3 protein-coding genes are annotated in these 21747 nt (G+C 68.4%); all 3 read right to left on the minus strand.

Going from position 1 to position 21747, the window contains the following annotated elements:
* Positions 1-21: 21 nt before the first annotated feature.
* The 3 genes from HGI30_RS16555 to HGI30_RS16565 all read right to left on the minus strand — a co-directional run bounded on the left by HGI30_RS16555 (position 22) and on the right by HGI30_RS16565 (position 20998).
* Positions 22-8610: an S-layer homology domain-containing protein gene (locus HGI30_RS16555; protein ID WP_168908573.1), complete on the minus strand. Its 8589-nt coding sequence runs from the start codon at positions 8608-8610 to the stop codon at positions 22-24.
* A gap of 82 nt (positions 8611-8692) precedes the next feature.
* Positions 8693-16315: an S-layer homology domain-containing protein gene (locus HGI30_RS16560; RefSeq protein WP_168908574.1), complete on the minus strand. Its 7623-nt coding sequence runs from the start codon at positions 16313-16315 to the stop codon at positions 8693-8695.
* A gap of 39 nt (positions 16316-16354) precedes the next feature.
* On the minus strand, positions 16355-20998 hold the full coding sequence (locus tag HGI30_RS16565) for a hypothetical protein (RefSeq protein WP_168908575.1): 4644 nt from the start codon (positions 20996-20998) through the stop codon (positions 16355-16357).
* Between the last annotated feature and the right edge of the window lie 749 nt (positions 20999-21747).

The raw sequence follows: 21747 nt of genomic DNA on the forward strand, positions 1-21747 counted from the left end.
CTCTCCCGAGGGGAGAACGTTCTAGTCGCGGGCGGCCGCCATGACGGCGGCGTACGCCCAGTGGCTCGGCGGCAGGTCCGCGTAGCGCGGCTCCGCCGGCGATCCTTGGATCGTGCCGGCCATCCGGTTCAGCAGCGTGACCGCCTGCGCCCGCGTGAGCGGGCTGTTCGGGCGGAAGCTGCCGTCCGGGAAGCCTTGGATGAGGCCGGCGTCCGACAGGGCCGCGATGAAGCCGGCCGCCCAGTGCTTGCGCGCATCCTTCTGCTTCGGCATGCCGTCGCCGTCGACGTCGAGCTTGAGCGCCCGCGCGGCGATGACGGCGAACTCCGCGCGCGTCAGGCCGCGATCGCCGCCGAACGTTCCGTCCGGATACCCGCCGACGATGCCGGCGGAGGCGAAGAAGGCGACGAGCGGCTCGCTGCGGCCCGACTTGTCCGGGAAGGCGTTGTAAAGCTCTCCCTCCTCGCGGTCAAGCAGCGGCGCGAGCGCCTCGATCAGCTCGTAGCGGCTCATCGCGGCGTCCGGCTTGAACGTGCCGTCGTCGTAGCCGGAAGCGTAGCGCACCGTCGGCGCATCCTTCCGCAGGCTGTACAGAGCGGCGCCGACGTCGAACGTGTACGTCACGACGCGCTTGTCGCCTTCGACGAGCACTTTTACCGTCATGGAGCGCTGGAGCACCAGCTCGCCGGTGAAGCGAGGGCTGGACTCCGTCGGGTCGCTGCCGTCGGTCGTATAGCGGATCCACTTGCCCTCCGGAGCGGTCAGGCGCAGGATGCTGCCGCGCGGCGCGCGCACGGCGGAAGGCTGCTCGCCGCCTAGAGCGGGCTTGCCGATGTTCGACGCGACCGCAGGAGGAGGTTCGGGCGTCGGGGACGGGCTCGGCATGGCCGGGAAGAAGAACCCTCCTCCGCCGGATGGGGACGGCGTCGGGGACGGGGACGGCGGCGGCAGAAGCTTCCACTCGCCGCTCATCGCCGGGCTATGCTCCTTGCCGAGCACGACAGCGATCGCCTTCAGCGTCGTCGTCTGCTTGAGCCCGATCGGCGACGAGTAGACGGCCGAGCGCTCGCTCGGCTCGCTGCCGTCGAGCGTGTAGCGGATCGTTGCTCCCGGTTCGGCGGACAGGACGATCTCGACCTGTTCCTTGAATTCCCGATCGCCCGACACGACGCGCGGTGCGGCGGCCGCTTCCGGCCAGCGCAGCTCCGGCGCGTTCAGGACGAGCGAGCGGGAGAAGCCGCCCAGCTCGGCCTTCAGCTCGGCGCTGCCGCCGGCCAGCATGCGGCCGGAGCCGTCCTGGAGCCGGACGAGCGAGGCATCGGCGCTCCACAGGAGGCCGTCCGCCCGGCTGAGGCCGAAGCCTGCCGTCAGGCGATTGATCGTATCGCCGTCCGCCGGCATGACGGCTGCGGCGGCGAGGCGGGCAAGCCCGCTGTCCGAAGGCGCCGGGTAGAACCCGGCCGCCGCGCGCCATACGCTGCCGGACAGGCCGGACGGAAGCGCGCCGGACGTCAGCGTGGCGCCGTCCAGTCCGCCCTCCGTGCGGATCGAGCCTGCGGCATCGTAGTAAGCGACGCCGCGCTTGACCATCGGCTTGGCGAACGAGGCTCCGGCGATGCTGCCGCCGTCCGCGAGCTGGCCGGCGATGCCGCCGAAGTAGCTGCGGGCCGGCACGAGCGCGCCGCCAATCGAGGCGACCGCTTCGCCGCCTGCTACGGCGCGCTCGATCGCGCCCGCGCTATGGCCGGCGATGCCGCCCGCCCATGCGCGCTCCGCGCCGTCCGCCGTCGTCCGGCCGGACGCCAGCGTGTCGGCGATGCGGCCGTCGTTGCGGCCGGCGGCGCCGCCGGCTGCGGCTTCGGAGCCGCTTGCCGCGGCGTTCGCCGAGCTGTACGAGCGCTCGATGGCGCCGCCTTCGGCGTTGGTGCCGACGAGGCCGCCGGCGCTTGCTTCGCTCCGCGCGAGGCCGGCCGAGCCGGACTCGGCGATGAGCCCGCGGTTGACGCCCGCGATGAGGCCTGCGCTCGCGCGGCCGCTGACGGTGCCGTCCGCGGCCGCGCCGCGGATCTCGCCGCCGGCTGCGTTGACAGCGGCGAGGAGGCCGGCATGGCGGCCGGCTTTCACGCTCGCGCCGGCAAGCTTGATGTCGGAGAGGAGGCCGCGGTTGACGAGCACGAGCGCCGCATCGCCGGAGCCGCCGTCGGCGCGAAGGCCGATCAGCCGGTGGCCGTCGCCGGCGAGCTCGCCGTCGAACTGCTGCAGCGGCGTCCACGCGAATGCCGACAAGTCGATGTCGGCCGCGAGGCGCAGCTTGTCGCCCGAGCCCAGCGGCGAAGCCGTCGCCGAGCGGTCGAACAGCTTGAAGTAGGCGGCGCCGGTGTCATTGCTCAGCCGGACGTATCCATCGAGCTGCGCGCGGCTGCCGATGGCGATCTCTTCGCCTGCGACAAGCCGCAGGATCGACGGATCGTACGTGGCCGACCAGCTGCCCGACGTCCGCGGATCGCGAGCCTCGACCGCCGAGGCCGAAGCAGCCGCGCCTGCGTTGCGGCCGACGGCGGCGCCGCTGCCGCTGTACGCGGACGAGGCGATGCGGCCGTCGCGGAAGTTGTAGCCGACCAGCGCGCCTTTGTACGTGTCCGTGCCCTTGGCGCTGACATTCAGCTCCATCGCGGACGCGTACGCCTGCTCAATCCGGCCGTCATTGTAGCCGGCGAAGCCGCCGGTGTACGAGCGGGTCGTGCCGGTCAGGCCGGTCGTGGAGACTCGTTCCTGAAGCGCATGGGAGCGGAGCGCGCTGCCGCTGCGCTCGACGGCGGCCGCGAAGCCGCCCGTGCGCGTATCCTGGCCCGTATTGGCTACCGGACCGGCCGCGTAGCTGTCCTCGACCGCGAAGCGGTTGATGGAGCCGGCGAAGCCGCCCGCGTAGGAGCCGCGCTTGCCGGCAGCCGTCACCGCGCCGTCCGCGTAGGCGTAGCGGATCGAGCCGCTGCCGGCGCCGTTCTCGCCGAGCTGGCCGGCGAAGCCGCCGGCATACAGCGTCGTGTCGATGTTGGCGTCCGTCACGTCGACCGGGGTCGACGCGGAGCTGCGGGTGACGGCCAGGCGATCGCCTTGGCCGATCGCGCCGCCGACGTAAGCCGCCGGCAGACTCTCACCGATCGTCTGCGCCGTGCCGACGGCGATGCGCGCTCCGTCCTCGGCTGCGGCGAAGCTGTAATGGATCTCGCCGTCCAGCGCCCGGCCGACGAGGCCGCCGACGCGGTAGACGCCGCTGCCGGAGGCGTCGATGCCTCCGAACGCCTCGGCATGAACGAGGATGCCGCTGCTGAAGCCGGCGATGCCGCCTGCGTCCAGCTCGCCCGCCGAGCCGGCGGCGATGCCGGCGCGGCTCTTCGATTCATAGATGGAAGCGCCTTGCAGCGCGCCGACGAGGCCGCCCGCTTGCAGCGCGGACTTGCCGCCGGCGGCTGTCAGCGCCAGCTTGCCTTCATAGCTCGCTTGATACAGGCCGCGATAAAGCGGGTAGAAGCCGCCGAAGCGGAGCTCCGCGTCGCGGTCCGACGCGCTCAGCTCGCCGGCGATGCCGCCAGCGGCCAGCTTGCCGGCCGAACCTGCGTCCAGCGCGGCGGAGATCGGTCCGGACGCCTGCGCGTCCTGGATCGTCGTCTCCGCCGCGCGGCCGACGATGCCGCCGGCATAGACGGCTTCCCCGCGCGCGTCGAGCGACGCGAGGGCGGCGCGCACGCCATGCATCGCGACGGCGTCCGCGCGGCCGATCAAGCCGCCCACCGCCGGTTGGAGCGAGCCGGCCGGAGCGGTCACGGCCAGCCCTTGGACCGCCGCGCCTTCCACGTCCCACTCGGCGATGCCTCGGCCCTCTTTCTCGCCGATCAGCCCGCCGACGGAGCCGCCGCCAGTTACGCCGAGAGCGGATGGATCCGCATCGGCATGGAGGCCGCTCAAGCGGTTGCCGGCTTCCGAACGGCCGATCAGGCCGCCGGCCGCCGCATCGCCGGCAGCGGCGCGCACGCCGCTGCCTTCCCCGAAGGCGACCGCCAGCTCCGACGCCGCTCCGTCCGCATAGCGTCCGAACAGGCCGCCCGCGAACGAGCCGGCTCCGGAAGCCTCGACGACGAGCCGCTTCAAATCCGCCTTCAGCTCCGAGGAGCTGCCGCTCTGGCGTCCCGCCAGGCCGCCCGCCGAAGCGCCGTCGCCGCTCGCGGAGATGCGGCTCGCCGCTTCGCCCGAAGCGGCGAAGCTCCAGCTGCCGGCCGCGATCGCGGAGACATTCTCGCCGGCGATGCCGCCAGCCGCTCCGCCCGCCGCCGCGCTCTCGATCCGGCCGCCGGCGAGCTCGGCCCGCAGGCCGTCCGCCTCGCCCTCGTTGCGGCCGACGATGCCGCCGGCGACGGCGCCCGAGACGGCCGCTCCCTCTGGCAGCTTGAGCCGGATGTCCGCGATGCGGCCGTAATTGAGGCCGGCCAGCGCGCCCGCATAGGCCGAGCCCCGGACTTCCTTCGGCTCCAGCGCAAGGCCGGTTGCCGAAGCTTTCGCGCCGATGACGCCGAACAGCCCTCCGTTCGGTACCTCGCCGCTGACGGCGTAGCCGTCGATCAGATGGCCGCCGCCGATCAGGTCGCCCTGGAACGCCAGCGTCTCGCTGACGCCGATCGGGCTCCACTGGGCGGACTGCACGTGGATCGGTCCTTTGATCTCGATCGTCCGGCCCTCGAAGCTGAACGGCTCGACGCCGACCAGCGTGCCGTTGACGATGCCTGCCAGTCCCGCCAGCTCGGCTTCCGTGCCGATCTGGAACAGCGTCGCGTCCTTGTCGCGCAAGTACCAGTTCAGGTTGGCGTTGACGCTGCCGCCCGTGCCGCCGTCCCCGCCGCCGCTGCTTGCCGCGCGGTTCGCTTCCGGATACTGGTATTGGGCTCCCAGAGAGCCGTATTTCCAGGCGCTTGCGAAATCCCAGCCCGACAGCGCCGGAAACTCGCTGCGGTCGGCAAGGGTCGACGACAGGATCGTGCTCAGCCGTCCGAGCACGCTCAGCCAGCGGTACTCGCCGTCCGCGAAGTCGGGCAGGTCCTTGTTCAGGTTGAGCTTCTCGTCCTTGATGTAGTAGCTCTTGTACAGCAGCTCCTTGCTCGTATTGTCGTAGCGGCCGGCGAAGCCGCCGGCCAGCGCCGTCCCGCTCGCCGTCACCTCGGCGGCGGAATAGCTCGTCGAGATGCGGCCGGAAGCGATTCGCCCGGCGAAGCCGCCGGCGTACGAGCCGCTGCCCGTCGCCGTTACGCTCTTGGCGCTGTAGGCATTCTTGACTGAGCCTCCCGCGAGCTCGCCAAGCAGGCCGCCGGCCTGCGCGTAAGCGCCGGAAGCCGTCACCTTGGAGGCGGCGTAGGACTGCTCGACCGTGCCGCTGCTGCGGCCGGACAGGCCGCCGAGGAACACCGGCTGGCTGGCCGTGCCGAAGGCTTTGCTCGTCAGATCAAGGTCCGTATAGGAAGAGAGGATGCTGCCGGCGTTGTCGCCGACGAGGCCTCCGGCCAGCGTTCCCTGGCCCTCGATCGTCAGATTGGCGTTCGTGTACGTGTAGTAGAGCGTGCCCGTCGCCGCGTTGCGGCCGACAAAGCCGCCGACGACGGCGTTCGCGCCTTTGGAGGAGACCGGCAGCTTGTCCGTCACGCTGACGTTGGCGATCAGGCTCGCGTTCTCCCCGACGAGGCCGCCGACCGTCATGCCCGGCGCGAGCGCCTGCACGGAGCCGGACACGCGGCTGTTGGCGATGACGCCGGCCGAGCTGGCCGGTGCGGCCGCCGGATCGCTCGCGCGCGCCTCGATCCGCGCCGCCATGCCGCCGGCAAGGCTGCCGGCTGCGGAGGCGTTGACCTTCAGCTGCATGCCGGTGAATACGGTATCGACGATCGCCGCCGGCTCGCCGCCCTTGAGCGTACCAACGAGGCCGCCCGCCATCGTATCCGGACCGCTCAGCAGCAGGCTCGCGCCGCTGCCGACGAGGCCGCGCAGCGTCGTCTCGACGCTGCTGCCGGCGATGCCGCCGACCTTCGCTTGCGAAGCGTCCGCCGAGGCGGTCAAGAGCAGGTTCTGCACGTTCACCCGCTGCAGGTCGCCCTCGATCCGGCTGCTCTCCGCGCGGCCGGCCACGCCGCCGGCCTCGATGTCCGCGGCGCTCGCGGTTAACGCCACATAGTTCGGTGCTTCCGCGAGCGCCGCCGGACGGATGAGATCGGCATGGACCGCGTAGCCGGCGATGCCGCCGATGCGCGCGCCCGCCGCCGTCGCCGCTGCCGTCGGCTGCTCTCCGCCTTCGAGCTTGGAGTCGGTCAGCGCGGCGCGGCTGTCTGCCGTGCCTTCCAGCCGTCCGACGAGTCCGCCCGCTTCCGCGCCGGTGCCGCCTGCGGCGAGCTCGACGCTCCGCGCCGAGGCCCCGAGGATCGAGCCGCTGCTGAGGCCTGCGGCTCCGCCGAGCCGCGCGTCCGCGCCGGTCGAGCGGATGACGACCGCCTCGGCCGCTCCGCCGCTCAGGCTGCCGGCGTTCTCGCCGGCGATGCCGCCGATGCGGGCCCGGGCTCCGGACGAGTCGACCTCGAAGCCGGACACGAGCAGGCTCGCCTGCGCCGTGCCGCCCTGCAGGCCGATGCCGCCGCCAAGCGCGGCGTCAGCAGCTTGAGCCTCCAGCGAGACCGCGCTCACGCGCACCGGCTGCGCGGACGTGCCGAGCACGGCCTTACCGTCGATCCGGCCCGCCGCGCCGCCGAACGCGACTCCCGTCATGCCGGCAGGCAAAGCGGCGGATACCCGGTCGACCCGGCTGCCGACCACCGTCAGCTCGCCGATGCCGCGTCCGATCAGGCCGCCGGCCGCGAAGTCGTCGCGTCCGCCCGCAGGCGAGGCGATCTCGGTCTCGAAACGGATGCTCGCCGAATCGGACGCAGACGGATCGCCGGCTCGGGAGTCGGAAATCATGCCCGAGGCGGAGCCGGCGATGCCGCCGGCCGCGCTGCCGGAGCGCTGCGCCCGCAGCGTCAGCCAAGCCGCCGATGAATTGGAAATCATGCCGTCGGAATGGCCGGCGATGCCGCCCAGCTCGCCTTCGGCGACGATCGCGAGCGGCTGCGCTGCGGTTCCGCCAGCTGCGGAGGCGCTGATCTCGGCTCCCGCCGCCAGATAGCCGGCGATGCCGCCGGCATAGACCGCGCTCTCGCCGTCGGTGCCGGCCGTCAGGCCGCTCTTGAACGACGCATGGCGGATCAGGCCGCCGCCGCTGTAGCCGACGATGCCGCCGGCGTATACGGCGCCCGTTCCGCGCGCCTCGACGGCTGCCGTCGAGACATACGCAGCCGGCTTCTCGTCGGTCAGGCTGACGCCTTGCGCCGCATAGCCGAACAGGCCTCCAATGTAGACGTCCTTGCCCTCGGCGCGGATCGGAATCGCCTGCTCGAACCCTTTGGCCCAAGTGAGCGCAGGACCGACGAAGCCGGCGATCGTGCCGGAGTAAACACGCTCTCCGCCCGCATGATGGATAGCGGCCGTCTGGCGCAGCGAGACGGATGCGTCCGGCAGGACGCCGCCGATCGAGCCCGCCAGCCCGCCGGCATAGCTCTCTTGCGCATCCGGCGCGGTCACGCGCACTTCCCCGCTGTTGGCCGTATCGGCCGAGAACGTCACGGACGAGCCGTACTGTCCGGCGAGGCCGCCCGCATGCGCGAGCCGGCCTCCCGTGACCGTGACGGCGCCGCCGTTGCGGATCGGCGTGCTCTCGCCCTGCATGTCGAGCGAACCGGCCGTCAGGCCGGTCAGGCCGCCGGCGTACAGCTCGCTCTGGGCGCCGCCGCTCGCGGAGACCGCCCCGTCATTGGCCGCCTTTTTGAGCGTCAAGCCGCCCTCCGACACATGTCCGACCAGTCCGCCGGCGTAGGTGGAGCCCGTCACGGTGACAGGCGCCTCGTTGAGCGCATTGGACACCTGACCCGAGCCCGAGCCGACGATGCCGCCCGCATAGGCGAAGCCGGAGCCGCTCTCGGCCTCGATCGCGATCTCGTTCTCGATGTCATAGACGATGCTGTAGCCGGTCATCTTGCCGACGGCCGAGCCGGCGTAGACGTTGCCCGCCACGGTGACGTCGATCTGACCGTCCGCCTCGAAGCGGAAGCCGCCGACCGTGCCGCCGTCCATGTTGCCGACCAGTCCTTGATAAGGAATCGCGGCCGGCACGCGCATGCCGGAGATGCCCAGCACCGCTCCGTCCTTCGCGATCAGCGTGCCCTTGAACGGATGCGATTCCGTGCCGATCGGCAGCCAGTCGTAAGCCGACAGGTCCAGGCTGCGGTCGACTTCCAGAATCTTGCCCTTCAGGCCGTCCACGCCGTCCTCGCCGTTGACGAGCTTGGCGACGCCCGCCAGCTTGGCCGGCGTGTCGATCTTGAACGTCGTATAGGTCGCGTCGAACCAGCTCGTGTCCGCCGAGCCATCCCAGGTCTGAGCTCCCGCCCCGACCATAAGCGCCGTTCCGCCGGCCGCCCCGGCGAGGAGGACGGCGCCGAGCGCCGCCACCTTCCAGGTCCGATTTCGTCTTGTTGCCTTCATGTCCTGCCCCCCACTTGAATCCGCCCTTAGCAGACAACCCGCATCACGCCTATAGCATGATGCGGGCTCGCCTGCCGGCCGGTTATGAATTCATTCCATCGCTCACCCGAACCGCGATCGCAGCCGCCTGGCTGCGGGTCAGCGGATCGCCCGGACGGATGCTGCCGTCGATGCCTTGAACGAGTCCCGCCTTGACCGCGGCCGCAACCGGGCCGCGCGCCCAGTCCGGGATCGCCTTGACGTCCGCGAAGGCGCCCAGCACGCGCGCGATCTCCGCTTCCTCCAGCTTCGCGCCCGGCTGCGCGATGGCCATCAGCCTGCCGGCCATGGCCATCGCCTCGAGCCGCGTCAGCGCCGCGCCGGGATCGTACCGGTCCGCGCTCTTGCCGCTCGCCAGGCCGAGGCCGGAAGCGATGCCGACCGTGCGGGCGTACCAGCTGTCCGCAGGCACGTCGGCAAAGCGGACTGTCGCGATCGGCTCGTTCATGTAGCCTGCCGCGCGCAGCAGGATCGTCGGGTATTCGGCCCGCGTCACCTTGGCGTTCGGCGCGAACTTGTCCGCCGACTGGCCGAAGACGAGCATCCGGGCCGAAGCCTCGCGGATGCTGTCCGCCGCCCAGAACAGCGGCGCCACGTCGGCGAACGTCCTCGCGTTCGCGACGTAATACACGTTGCCCGAGCCGGTCAGCCGCGCCTCGACGGCCGCGCCGCCCGCCGCCGGCTTCCAAGGCAGCGGCGTCCAGCTGCCGTCCGCCGCGCGGAGCAGCACCGCGGTCACGTCCTTCGTCCGCACGCCCTCCGGCAGCGGCAGCGTCGCGCTTGGCGCCGGCTTCCAGCTTGCAGGGTCGAGACCGAGCTGGAGCTTGGAGCCTGCGCCGCCTGCAAGCAGCCGGAAGCCTTGAGCTGCAGCCGCCGCATCCAGCAGCGTCCTCTCTCCGCTGTCGTTCAAGCCGAACGCCAGCACGAGATCGTCCTTTCCGCCGCGCAGCTGGGACGCTCCGAGCACGAGGCTCGCCAGCGGCAGCTCGATGCGCAGCGTCTTGCCCGCCGCGGCAAGCTTGTCCGCGAGCGCCCGCTGCACCGTGACGCGGTAGCCTTCGGCGCCCGACTCGGCCGAGCGGAGCGTCAGATCGGCCGCCACGCCGCCGTCGAGGACGGAGCTGTCCAGACGGATCAGCGCCGTCTTGCCTTCCCATGCGGCTTCGATCGCCGCGCCGTTCACGCTCGCCTGCGGCTTGTCTCCCGCCGGCGCTCCGCCGCCTCCGCCGAAGCCGAAGCCGCCCGGCATCATCATCCAGATGCTCGCCGGCAGCAGCTTCGCGGCCATCGCCAGCTTGCCGCTGGACAGCCGCTTCGCCACGACGACGGTGTCGCCGGATTTCGCTGCGACGATGCCGTCCGCCGGCAGCAGGCTCCAGGCCGACAGATCCTCCCGGAAGGCCGGCAGCTTCGCTCCGCTGCCATAGACGCGGTACGCGAGCTGCTGCCCCGTCATGTCGCCCGCATCCGTCACGACGATGCGGGTCTTGTCCGTCGAGCCGAGCACCGCTTCCGCCGAAACGCCGAGCGTGCCGAGCGAGGTCGGCTGCGGAAGCTTCGCCTCCGCGACCGCCAGCGCCTGCAGCGTCATGCCGTCCGATACGCGGTACTCCGCCGTAATCAGGCTCGCCCCGGCGCCCAGCGCCGTCAGCGTGCCGTCCTCGGCGAGCAGCGCCGAGTCGCCGTCGACCGTCAAGGTCAGGCGCTCGCGCTCGGCCTCGGTCAGCGCGACTTCCTTATAACGCGTCTTGCCGCTGCCGTCCTTGCCGTCCGCAACCTGCAGCACGGCTTGCAGCTTCACGCTGTCGCCCGGACGGAGCGTCGGGATCGGCTTCAGCACGATCGCGCTCGGGACGCGGTAGCCGTCGTTCGTGACGTTCACGACGGCCGAGTTCTCGTTGCCCGCCGCGTCGCGGGCGAGGAACTTCAGCTCGGCCGACGCGCCGCCGTCCTCCGGCAGCAGCACCTCGCCGCTGAAGCGGCCGTCCTCCTCGACCTGGACCGCCTGTCCGGCGACCGTCAGGACGTCGCCCGGCGTCGTCGATCCGGCCACGCGCACCCGGCCGGACTGCGTCCGCGCTCCCGTCGCCGGCTCGTCGATGTACAGCACCGGCGCGATCGAATCGACCGTCAGGTACAGCATCGTGACCGAGACGTCGCCCGTCGCCGTATTGCGGGACCGCAGCTCGACGGCGAACGTGCCGTCGGTCGCGAAGCGGGTCAGCTTCAGCGAGCCGCGGCTGACGCCGCCTTCGCTGCGCATGTCCGCCTTGCCCAGGAATTCCTCCCCGACGTAGGCCTCCACCTCGACGTTCGGCTGCGACGAATGCAGCGTGATCGTCTGCTCGGTGCTGCTCGTGAGATGCGTCCAGAATTTCTTGCCCGGCTCGCTCGTCTTGGCCGGACCGCCGCCGAGCGTCAGCTGCGGCTTCTGCGCGAGCGGCAGCAGCGTCGCCGCCGTATCGGCCCGCTCCGCGTAATGCGGATTGCGGTTCTTGTCGTCGGCTTCCGTCGGCACCGCCGAGGCGCTGACGCCGATGACGTATGTCTGTCCGGTCTCGAGGCCGGCATGGGACACCTTCGGCGCCTCCTTGCCCTCCTCCCCGACCAGCTTCGTGCCGCCAAGCCCGGACGTATCGATCTGGTCCGAGGACGTGACGGCCGCCCAGCCGCCGATCGGGATGCCTTCGTACTTGCCGCCCGCCGCGTTCCAGTACGGCTGCAGCTCCTCTTCGGTCATGAGCACGTCGCCGAACGGCTCGTAGGCCGTCCCGTTCCGGAACGCTTCGACGACGAAGCTGCGCTCATAAGCCTGCTGGCCGCTCTTGACCGCGCCCGGCTTGAACGACAGATGGAAGTAGCCGTTGCCCGCCGGCTTCACCGCCACGTCGCTGACCTTGTTCGGAGCCATCGGGTCCTTCAGCTCGAAGCGCTGCGCCGACGTCTTCGTGGCGAAGGCGTTGTCGGACTTGAGCTCCGCCCGCACATAATAGCTGCCCTGGCGGAGCAGGCCGCGGATGTCCTCCGTGCCGCCCGCCAGCTCGATGCGCCTGACGTCGATGCTCGCGCGGCCTGCCGCTGCCGGCAGGTCCTTGGCGATCAGCATGCCCGCGTCGCCGGCCTTGCGGACGACCTCGCCGCTCGAGAGCGTCTCGACCGCATCCGTCACGGCGTCCTTCGCCAGATACAGGCTGACCGTATCGCCCGGCTTGGCGTTATCGACCTTCCACGTCGCGGCGAACTTGTTCTCGTCCGCCGGGTCCGCCGTCAGGCCGACCTCGCTCAGCTGCGGCGCCGTCGGCACGTTCAGCAGCTTCGTCTCGACCGGCGCCTGCGCCGTCAGCGTCCACGTCCCGCCTGCAGCCGCCTTTGCCGCCGGCACGATCACGTACGCCTTGCGCGAGTCGACGTCTGTCCCTTTGTTCTTCGCAGGCACGACCTGCGTGAAGGCGTTCGCCGTCTTGTCGGTGTTCGTGTTGTCGAACTTGATCGGGTACGGCTTGCCGCTGCCGTCCTTCATCGTGAAGGCCGGCATCTCCTTGCTGTCGTACTCCACTTCGATGATCGCGTTGCCGCTGACGCCGCCGAGCGGAATCTCATGCACGCGCCCGCCGTTCTTGACCGTAATGCCGCCGAGGCCGAGCGTCATGTCGCCGTTGTCGACGATCTTCATGTCGTCGCCGATCTCGCGGTACTCGATCGCCTGCGTCTCCTGCTCCGCCGGTACGCGGGAGTCGGCCAGCGCCTGCACGCCCGAGCCGATGACGAGCAGGCGCGGTCCGCGCTCCGGATCCTCGATGACCAGATGCGCCAGGCCCTCCGGCAGCTGGTCGGTCGACGTGCCGAACTCGACGCCTCCGCCCCAGTAGTAGGTGATGCCGAGGCTGATGAACAGGATGCCGACGCTGCCCCACAGCTTGTCGTTGTTGACGCCGAGGAACACGCTCGACAGCGGCATGCCGCCCACGACCGGCACCGCCCCCGGAATCTGCACCTTGGAGCCGATGTAGCCCTCGAAGTCGGTGCGGTTCTTCTCCAGGTTCTGGCCGACGAAGATGCCGGCCTTGCCGACGATGATGTCCCAGCCGCCGATGTCGACCTCGGCCTGGACGCGCACGAACCACGGCGTTACCCACTGGGCTTCCAGCAGCGCCATCGTAATCATCTCGATGCGGTCGTCCTCTTCCGCGTTCGCGTCGGGGGAATACTTCATCTGCCCTTCGATCTTGATGCCCGTCCGCTTGAGCGTCAGGTCGATGTCGCCGAAGAAGTACGCCGGCGCCATGCCGAAGCGCACGCCGACGCCCGCCTGGATCGTCAGCGGGAACGGATCCTCCGCCGTGCCGCCGGCGATCGTGTCGGCCAGCTCGCGCACCGCGCCGCGGATCGCGGTCAGGTACGTCGCGCCGGTGATGAGGATGCCGGGGCTCTTGAGCTGCGTGCCGAAGGCGATGACGTCCGGCAGGATGCGCCCGTCGTCGACCTGCTTGAGCGAGAACTCGAGCGCGACCTCGGTCATGTTCTTGAGCTGCGCCTCGAATTCAAGGCCGTACGTGTTGCTGATCCCGTCCACTTTCTGGACGTAGTGGGTGACGCCGATGCTGCCGCTCGGCTTTTTCGGGCCTTCCTCGCCCGATTTCTTGTCCTCCTTCGGCCCGAACAGGCCGAGGCTTTCATTGAGGTCGAAGCCGAGCTTGGCGTCGATGCCGACGAAGCCCTTGTCGTTGAAGATGACGTTGTTGATCTCCGCGTTCACGACCTTCAGCGAGATCGAGCCGCCGAACGAGACGCCCCCCTCGCGCAGGATGAAGTCGTTCAGCGACAGCCCGAAGCCGTCGATCGAGAAGCTCGGCGCGCTGAACAGCGAGTGCTTGTTGAAATAGACGTTCTCCAGCATGATCTGCCGGAGCGGGTTGAGCCGGTCGCCGACGCCGCCGACGGCCCACTTGAGGCTGCCGTTCTGGCTGTCGTCCTCGGGGTTCGTCGCCGACTGCTTGTTGGCGTCCTGGCTCTCCGCATCCTCTTCCTCTTCTTCCTCCTCGCCGCTGCCGGCGCGCGGAATACCGAAGCCTTCCCCGCCGAGCGTCTTGTCGAAGCCGTTGAAGAAGTCGAGCGTCCATTCGCCCTTGTGGAAGATGAAGCCGCTGCTGGCCACGCTCAGCGTGCCGTCGCCTTTGACGAACAGCGTGTCGAGCAGCGGCAGCCCGGCCGGCTGCTTCACGCCGAAGATGTCGAGCTTGCCGCGCACGAGCACCAGGTCCTTGCCGCTGTAAGCGACGGCGCCGTTGATGATCGCCGGCTCGGTCTTCGTGTCGACGATGATCTGCTGGTCGTCGCCGCTGCCGACCTGCTTGACCATGCCGCTGACGACGACGAGCGTCTCGCGCTCGATCTCATCCTCTTCCGCCTGCTCCTCGAAAGCCTCCAGCTCCTCCTCGCTCTCGAAGATGCGGTAGTTGTAGAGAGGCGTCTCCGCGAGCGCGCCTTCGTCGGCGAACTCGCTCAGCTCGAATTCGGGATCGACGGCCTTGCTGGCCGCGCCGATCAGCGCGCGCGTCTTCTTGTACTGCGTCGCGGCCTCGTACAGGAAGCTGCCCTCCTCGAACGGCTCGCCCGGGAACAGGCTGTTCAACTGCTCCAGCCGCTCCTCTCCGACCGTGGCGCCGTTGTCGATGCCGCTCAGATCGACGACTTCCTTGTACAACGCCAGGATGCCGGCCTCGCGGATGCGCGATTCGTCGTTGTCGGTGACGAGGATCGTCTCGCCGGACGCGATGTCGTACATCGACGCGAGCTCCGGATCGTCCCCTGCGGTCCCTTTGTAGTCGAGGACGATCTCGTACTCACCGAGCGGCAGCTCCGGTCCGAGCCCCTTCTCCAGCACCTGGCCCGCCTCGTCGACCTTGTCGCCGCCGCGGTACGTGATGCGCATGTCGCCGGTCAGGCCGTCGTCGGTCGGCTGCAGCAGCACCGAGTCCGCCACCGGCACCCGGTAGCGCTCGCGGGTCGACTTCTCGACCAGGAACAGGTCGAAGTTCGGCTCCGTGCCGTTTCCGCCTGTCGTGTACGCCTCGATGTTGGACAGGTTGACCGTCATGTACTTGACGTCCGTGCGGTACAGCTCCTTGGGCGAGACGCCGTAGATGTACGTCGGCGTCGCCTCGCCGACCGGAGGCAGCAGGACGAAGTTGGACTTGACCGACTCGTACTGCGCCTGGATGCTCTCGTCGGCGATGCCCTCGATCTTGCTGCGCGTCTCCGGGCTGCGCGCCGTCAGCATGTACTGGCGGGTCGTCGGCCACGGCCGGCCTTTGGCCATGACCTTGAACGTCGCCGTCACCGTATCGCCGGGCTTGTACTTCGGCTGGATGCCGAGCTTGGCCTCCTCCGGCGTCGCTTCCTTGCGGTACTCGATTCTTTTGCTGGCCACGCTGTCCGTGAGCGGCTTGCCGGAGGCGTCGCGCCTGATGTTGCCGCGCTCGTCCAGCTGCACGAAGCTGAGCCCGCTCTCCAGCGTCATCTCCAGCTCGAGGCGCGAATGCTCCATGTTGAAGGCCGGGAGATTCTCGACCTCGGCGATGATGTCGAACACGCCTTCATCGCGGTAGCCGCTCGCATCCGGCAGCGTCGCCAGCTGCTGCACCGGATCGACGTAGCGGATGGAGAACGCCTTGTCCGGCGCGACGATCTCGCCGAGGCCGTAGATCGTCTCGAAGCTCTGCATGCGGCCCGGCTCGATCGCGTCCGGATTCCAGTAGAACGCCACGGCGGAGTCCGCGCTGCCGTAGTCGTTCGTGTCGCGGGTGAAGTCGAGGTTCGGATGGACCGTGTAGTCCCATTTCGTATTCGCCAGCCCGTTCCAATGGCCGACGACCATCTCGTCGACGATGTTGATGTTCTGCTCGGCCACGTTGTTGAAGCCGTAGGCGACGACGTTCGTCGCCTGCGGATTCTCCAGGTCCAGCTTGTCGCGCATGACCCAGTAGGCGGGCAGCTTGTGCAGCGGCCGGTCCTCCTCGGAGACGCCGAGCTTCTCCGGCTCATGCGTCAGCCGGCGCTCGACGAGCAGCGGCGACTTGGACGCCGTGCCGATCTGGAACGCCGGGCCGTCGTTGCTGCCGACCATCGTGTCGAGCAGGATGCGGCTGCCGACCTCGACCTTGGCGCCGCTGCCGTTCGCCACCTCGTAGCGGATGTTCACATTGCCCGAGTTGATCTTGTCCTTGCCGTCCGTATAGAGCAGCAGGATCTGCTTGATCGACACGCCCTTCATCGACCAGGTCATCTCCAGCTGCTTGGTGCCGTTCGGCTTCTCGACGAGCGTCGGCGCCGTCGTGCGCGACTGCTCGCTTCCGAACTTGTACTTGTTGCCGAAAATGTAGTCCGTGCCGTCGATGCGGAACGTCGTGAACGACGTCTCGGGGTCGTCCCCGCGGAACAGCAGGCTCACGTTCTGATCCTGCTTGCGCACCGGCTGGCCTTCGATCGTGCGGACGCCGTAGCGTCCCGTGTCGTTGTCGACCGTCACCTTGATATAGTCGTTTTGGATCGTCGTCGTGCGGCTCTTGCCCAGCTCGGCGGCCACCGCGTGGCCGCTCTCGAACAGGGCAGGAAACACCAGCACGAAGGCCAGCATCGACGACAGTCCGCGTTTAAGCAGCTTCACCCTGCATCCCCCAGTTCCTACGTTCATGACTCCTATGACCTAGTTGACCGATCCGACGAAGAAGCTTGCGTACTCGCGGTCGCGCTCCTGCGTGCGGACGATGACCGTATACCAGCCCGCCTTCGGGAAGGCGACGGTGAAGCCGCTGCCGGACAGCTGCCCGTACGTCAGCTTGGTCGCGATCGATTTCATCTGGCCTTCGCGGTACAGTCCCGGCTGGTACAGCAGCTCGAACGTGCCCGCCTCGTTGACCGCCGTCTTGCCGCCCACCTTCATGTCGCCGTAGCCGGTGACGCGGAACGTGATGCGGTTCGTATCGAACAGCGCCTGCTCGCCGGACGAGGCCGACAGCAGCGTGCCGTTGCCGAAGATGAGCAGCCCGCCGTTCTTGACGACGACGACGTCCTGGTACGCGACCGCGCGGTTGCCGACCTCGTCGGTCGCCGTGTAGGCGACGCGCTGGCGGCCGAGCTGGCCGAGGTCGAGGCCGCTGATCTCCACCTTGATCTTGTCCGCCGCCGACACGTTGTCGGAAGCCTCGTAGCCGCCGAGATCGGCCGCGGCGCTGAAGCCCGGCTTGTTCTGCACGATGCCGACAGAGCTTTGCTTCAGCCGCAGCGTCGGAGCGGCGTTGTCGATGCCCGCTACCGTCACCGGAATCTGCGTCGCGTTGCCGAGCGCGTCCGAGATCGAGATCGAGGACACGCCGTTCGACTCGAAGATGCGGGAGTACGAATAGGCGCCGCTCGCATCGCTCACCTGGTTGCTGTAGGCTCCCGGCGTCCCGAGCGGACGCAGGCCGGAGAAGACGGCGTTCGGCGCGTCGATGCTGCCGCTGACCGTGACCTTCACCCTGCCGGCGGCGTATTTCTTGCCGCCGATCGTAGCGATGCGTCCGGCCGGCAGCTCCGCGCCGCTGGCGTCGATGAACGTATAGGACACGCGCTCCGGCTGCGGGCCTTCGCTGGCGATGCCGTCCACCTGCTCCTTGACGACGAGCGTATTGCCGAGCGCGTCCCCGACCGTGAACGAGACGAGGCCGTTTTTCGTCACGGCGACGCCGTTGTTCTGGCTGTGCACGACGAAGTCGCGAGCCCCGGCGTCGGCCTTGACGACCGACAGCGTCACGCCCGACGACAGCACGACGCTGCCGCTGCCGTCGCGGATCGTGCCGAACGTCCGGCTGCCGTCCTTGCCGTAGGCGTAGGAGCGCTCGATCTTGACGCGCGGCGGCGTGCGGTCGATGTTGGCCACGACGGCGGTCGCTCTGCCCTCGTTGCCGGCCGCGTCCTTGAAGACGAACTCAAAGCTGCCGTTGTCGGTGAACGTGTAGGCGCTCTTGCCGCCGTTGTTCGTGACGACGATCGGCTCGGTGCCGGTCAGCATCGCCGTCACGCTGCCGTTCGTCTGCACGTTGTTGCTGACCGAATACTGGATGATGCCGCCAGGAGGCGTGCCGTCGACATGGTTCACGACGACGACCAGCGTCTCCTTGCGCTTCGCATCGTTCAGGTCGCTCAGGTCGAACGTGTAGAAGCCGTTCTCCTTGACGTTGAAGCGGTTGCCGGAGCGGACCGGCTGATGCAGGTTGAGCTTGGAAGGCAAGATCCGGATGCCGGGCGGCGGCGCGATCTCGATCGTCGCCCCCGTCGCGGCGTTCACCGGCGCGAGCGACGGGAACGTCGCGACCGCGTACACCGGCTCGGCATCGGGATCGTAGCCCGCGGCGTCGACCGGATAGACGGCGCCGACCTTGCCGCCCGGCGAGCGGTACTTGACCTGCACCTGCAGCGCGGACGGATCGCCGGAAGGCACCTTCAGGCTGGCGAACGTCGTGTAGGGACGCCATTTCAGCCAGCTCGATCCGCCGTCCGGGGACACCGAGTAGTCGTAGCCCGACGGGTTTTCCGTCTGCAGCCCCAGCTTGACGATCGCCGTGTAGCCGTCCTCCTCGTCGCCGGTCAGGCGGATAAGCTTGGATGTGCCGGGAGCGGCCGGAGCGTCCTTGGCCGGACCGGCCAGCTTGAACGTGCCGGAGGTGGCCGCCAGCGCGGAGTTGCCCGCGCCGTCCACGGCCTTGACGTACAGGCGGAAGTCCGCCGTCTCGCCCGGCGCCAGCCGCTCCTCGCCTTTCAGCAACGCGACGCGGTCGTTCGGCAGCTTCACCCAGCCGCCCGAGCTCTCGGTCGGCTCCGGGTCGCCTTCGCGGACCCATTGGTACGAAGCTGCGAGGCCGCTTTTGCTATACAGCTCCGCGACCGTGACGAGCACGCTCTGCTCGGGCAGCGGATAGCTCAGCCCCTCGAGGCCGAAGCCGAGCTGCGGCGGCTCGTTGTCGAAGTAGTACGCCCGCGAGTAATATTGCGTACGGTCGCCGAGCTGCGCCTTCACATGCACGTAGCGGACGCCGCTTTGCCCTCCATCCGGGATCGTATAGCTCGTCCAGCCGAGCTCGTCGGTGCCGAGCGGACTCAAGGACGAGAACGCCCCGTCGTCCGGCCGCAGCGGACTGTCCGACCAGGCGTAGCCGAGCGAATCCGGCAGCGCCTCGCCGATATGGAACGTCAGCTCCGAGCTGCGGACGAAGCTCACGTTCGGCTCCGGCAGGAATTTCGTCGGCACCGCCTGCTCCGAGCTCACCATAATCGGCGCGCTCTGCGGGGTGTCGACGACGAAGTTGCCGGCCTGGTCCTCGGCTCTCAGGTAAAGCCAGTAGGCACCGTCCTCGAACACGTCGCTGTAGGTCGACTGCGTCACCGTATGGGACGGGGCATCGTCGCCGTACACGGCGCCCGCCACCGTCGTCGCCGGCTTCCACTCCAGCTCCTGCGGATCGAATTTGTCTTTGACCCACTGATAGCTGATGCTGCGGATGCCGCTATGCGGCTCCTCGACGAGCGCCTCGACCGTCACGTTGGCCGTGCCGTCCGCCGAGACGGATGCCGGCTGCAGCACCGGTTGCTGGTTGTCCAGGCGCAGCACGCCGACCTCATGCGTCCAGTTGGAGTCGTCCTGCTTGAAGTCCTCCAGCTCCCAGAGTTTGGAGTCCCCGTACTGGCCGACCGCCTGCAGCGCCTTGCTGTCGGCGTAGACGATGCGGTCCGCCTCGGAGGAGCCTGCCGGCGCCTCCGCTTTCCACGCCTCGTACTGCTCGCTGTTGTTAATGATGTAGTCCTTGCTCTTGTCGTATTGCATCAGCTCGCGCGCGGTATCCCACGTCATGTCCGCCGTCCACGTGTGCAGGTACCATTTGCCGCTGTTTTCCGGCTGCAGCGCCTCCGGCGGCGGCGCGATGAGGTTCGTCTTGTTGTTGGTGACGGACAGCTTCAGTCCGGCCATCTCGGGGTAAAGCTCCTCGGACGGCTGCTTGGCGGACAGCGAGTAGCGCTTGAGCGCCGCGAAATGGTCGCTTTCCTTGCCCGCGAGCGGGTCGGCCGGCGACTGGCTCCAGGTGTAATAGACGAGGCCGATCGACGGCGACGCCTCGGCGCTCATGTTGCTCGGCCGGTAGATGCCCCGGCTCGGACGCTCCAGCCCGCGGTCCTCCACGGACGAGTCGAGCGCAGGCACGATCAGAGCCGGATCGTTGGCGTCGATCGTCATCTTGCCTTCCTTGGCATACGTCGTGCCGGTCGCTCCGCCTTGCTCGTAGCGATAGCCGATGAGCGGCTTCGTGTTGTCGATCATGAGGTTGGCCCAGTCGATCTTGGACTGGACATCCGACGGCTCCAGATCCTTCGGCAGGTTCCCGAACGTGCCTTTGTGATCGGCCGGCTGGATGAGCAGGTTGCCCGCGTAGTCCTGGATGACCTCCAGGTCCGATGTCTGCGGCGTCTTGCGGTCATGGGACAGCGAGACGACCTTGAGCAGCGGCGTCTCCAGATCGACCGATGCGCCGACCGTCGCGCGGAACTTCCAGACCGCCTTGCCGTAGCCGGCGACGTAGTAGGCGCGCATGCCGTTGTTGAACAGCAGGTACGTGCCCGCCTCCTGGCCCTCCCACAGCCGGTTGACGACGCCCGGCTCGGTGAGCTGCACGCTGAAGTCGATGACGTCGCCCTTATTCAGCGTCGTGCCGGTCAGGATTTCCGGCTGGATGCCGTTTCCGGTCTTGCTGTACTTCGGCCGCACGGCATCGACGATGACGCGGTAGCCGCCGGACTTGTAGTCGAACGGATCGATCCGGTCGCCCGTCACTTCCGGCAAGCTCGCCGCGTTGCCGACATTCGGGAAGCGCATGGAAGCGACGTTGCCCGCGGCGTCGGCCAGCACGGCCTGCTCGAGCTTCTCCTTGAGCGAGAGGTCCATCGGCAGCGCGTTCAGCGTGCTGCCGTCCACCTTGGGCTCCAGCGGCAGGTTGCCGCTGTTGTGGTAGGCCGAGGCGACGTAGCGGTACGACAGCCGGTCGTGGTAGGTGCCGAGATTGGCCGCGCTGTACGTCGTGTTCTGCAGGTACTGCTGCTGCCCCTCCGCCGGCAGGCCGGTGTTGGCCTGGTTGACGAACAGCGGATGCCGCAGGAAGTAGTCCGAGTAGCCGCTGCTCACGGCGGTCGGCCGGACCGGCTCGCTGAAGTTGTAGCTGAGGTCGACGAACTCGTTCTTCTTGACATAGAGCTCGGTCTGGTTGATCTCGGTGTTCAGGCGCGTCGCGCCGTTGCCCGTGAACGTGTAGTCGTCCAGCACGGGACGCTCCTTGTCTTCGAACTTAATGTAAAAGCCGCGGACGCCAGCCCCCTCGCCGTCGTCCTCTCCTTCCCCAGTTATGGAGATATCGATGACTGAGTTTGGACCGAACGTTCCGGATTCGCTTCGGTTGTAGACGTTCCCTCCGTTTGTCCTTGCTTCCAGAACTTCGACTCCATCCACTTTGACCGAAATTGTGGAAATGCGATTCCAGCCGATCCCGCTATGATAGCGCAGGACACTGAAGCCCGTCAGCAACCTGGCGTGTCCGCTCGCCCCCATGGCGGACAATAGGGGATTCTGAGCGACATGGATCTTATAGGTCGATGTGGACCACTTGTCATTCGTTCCGGCGTAGACATCGCCGCTGTTCCAGTCGACCGTGGAATTGCCGGGAACGCTGCTCGTAAATCCAATCTCCCGATTGTTATAAAAATTCAGGAATGCATTCTGTGCTGAAAAGGAGTTGTTTCCCACGCGCACGTCCGTAGACGGGAAACTCACTTCCAAATCTGCCGCCTGCGCAGCCGCTGCAGGCATAGCCGGTCCTCCTGCAACAGCTCCCGCCGTCAGACTGAGCGTCAGCAGCAAGGCCATGACTCGGTTCCATTTCATACGTTGAAGCAACATGTTGCCCCCCTTATCCCCCTGCCGAACCAAGACCATCGTCCCGATGATTCGACATATTCTGAGACAATTCTAAGAAAAGGGAATAAACGAAAAATAAACAACCGATAAACAAGCGCAAA

This window comes from Paenibacillus albicereus, from assembly GCF_012676905.1.
GTDB classification, from domain to species: domain Bacteria; phylum Bacillota; class Bacilli; order Paenibacillales; family Paenibacillaceae; genus Paenibacillus_O; species Paenibacillus_O albicereus.

What these genes read in the sequence shown, in the direction of transcription:
- HGI30_RS16555 (WP_168908573.1), bottom strand. Translation starts at nt 8,610, where the DNA reads ATGAAGGCAACAAGACGAAATCGGACCTGGAAGGTGGCGGCGCTCGGC.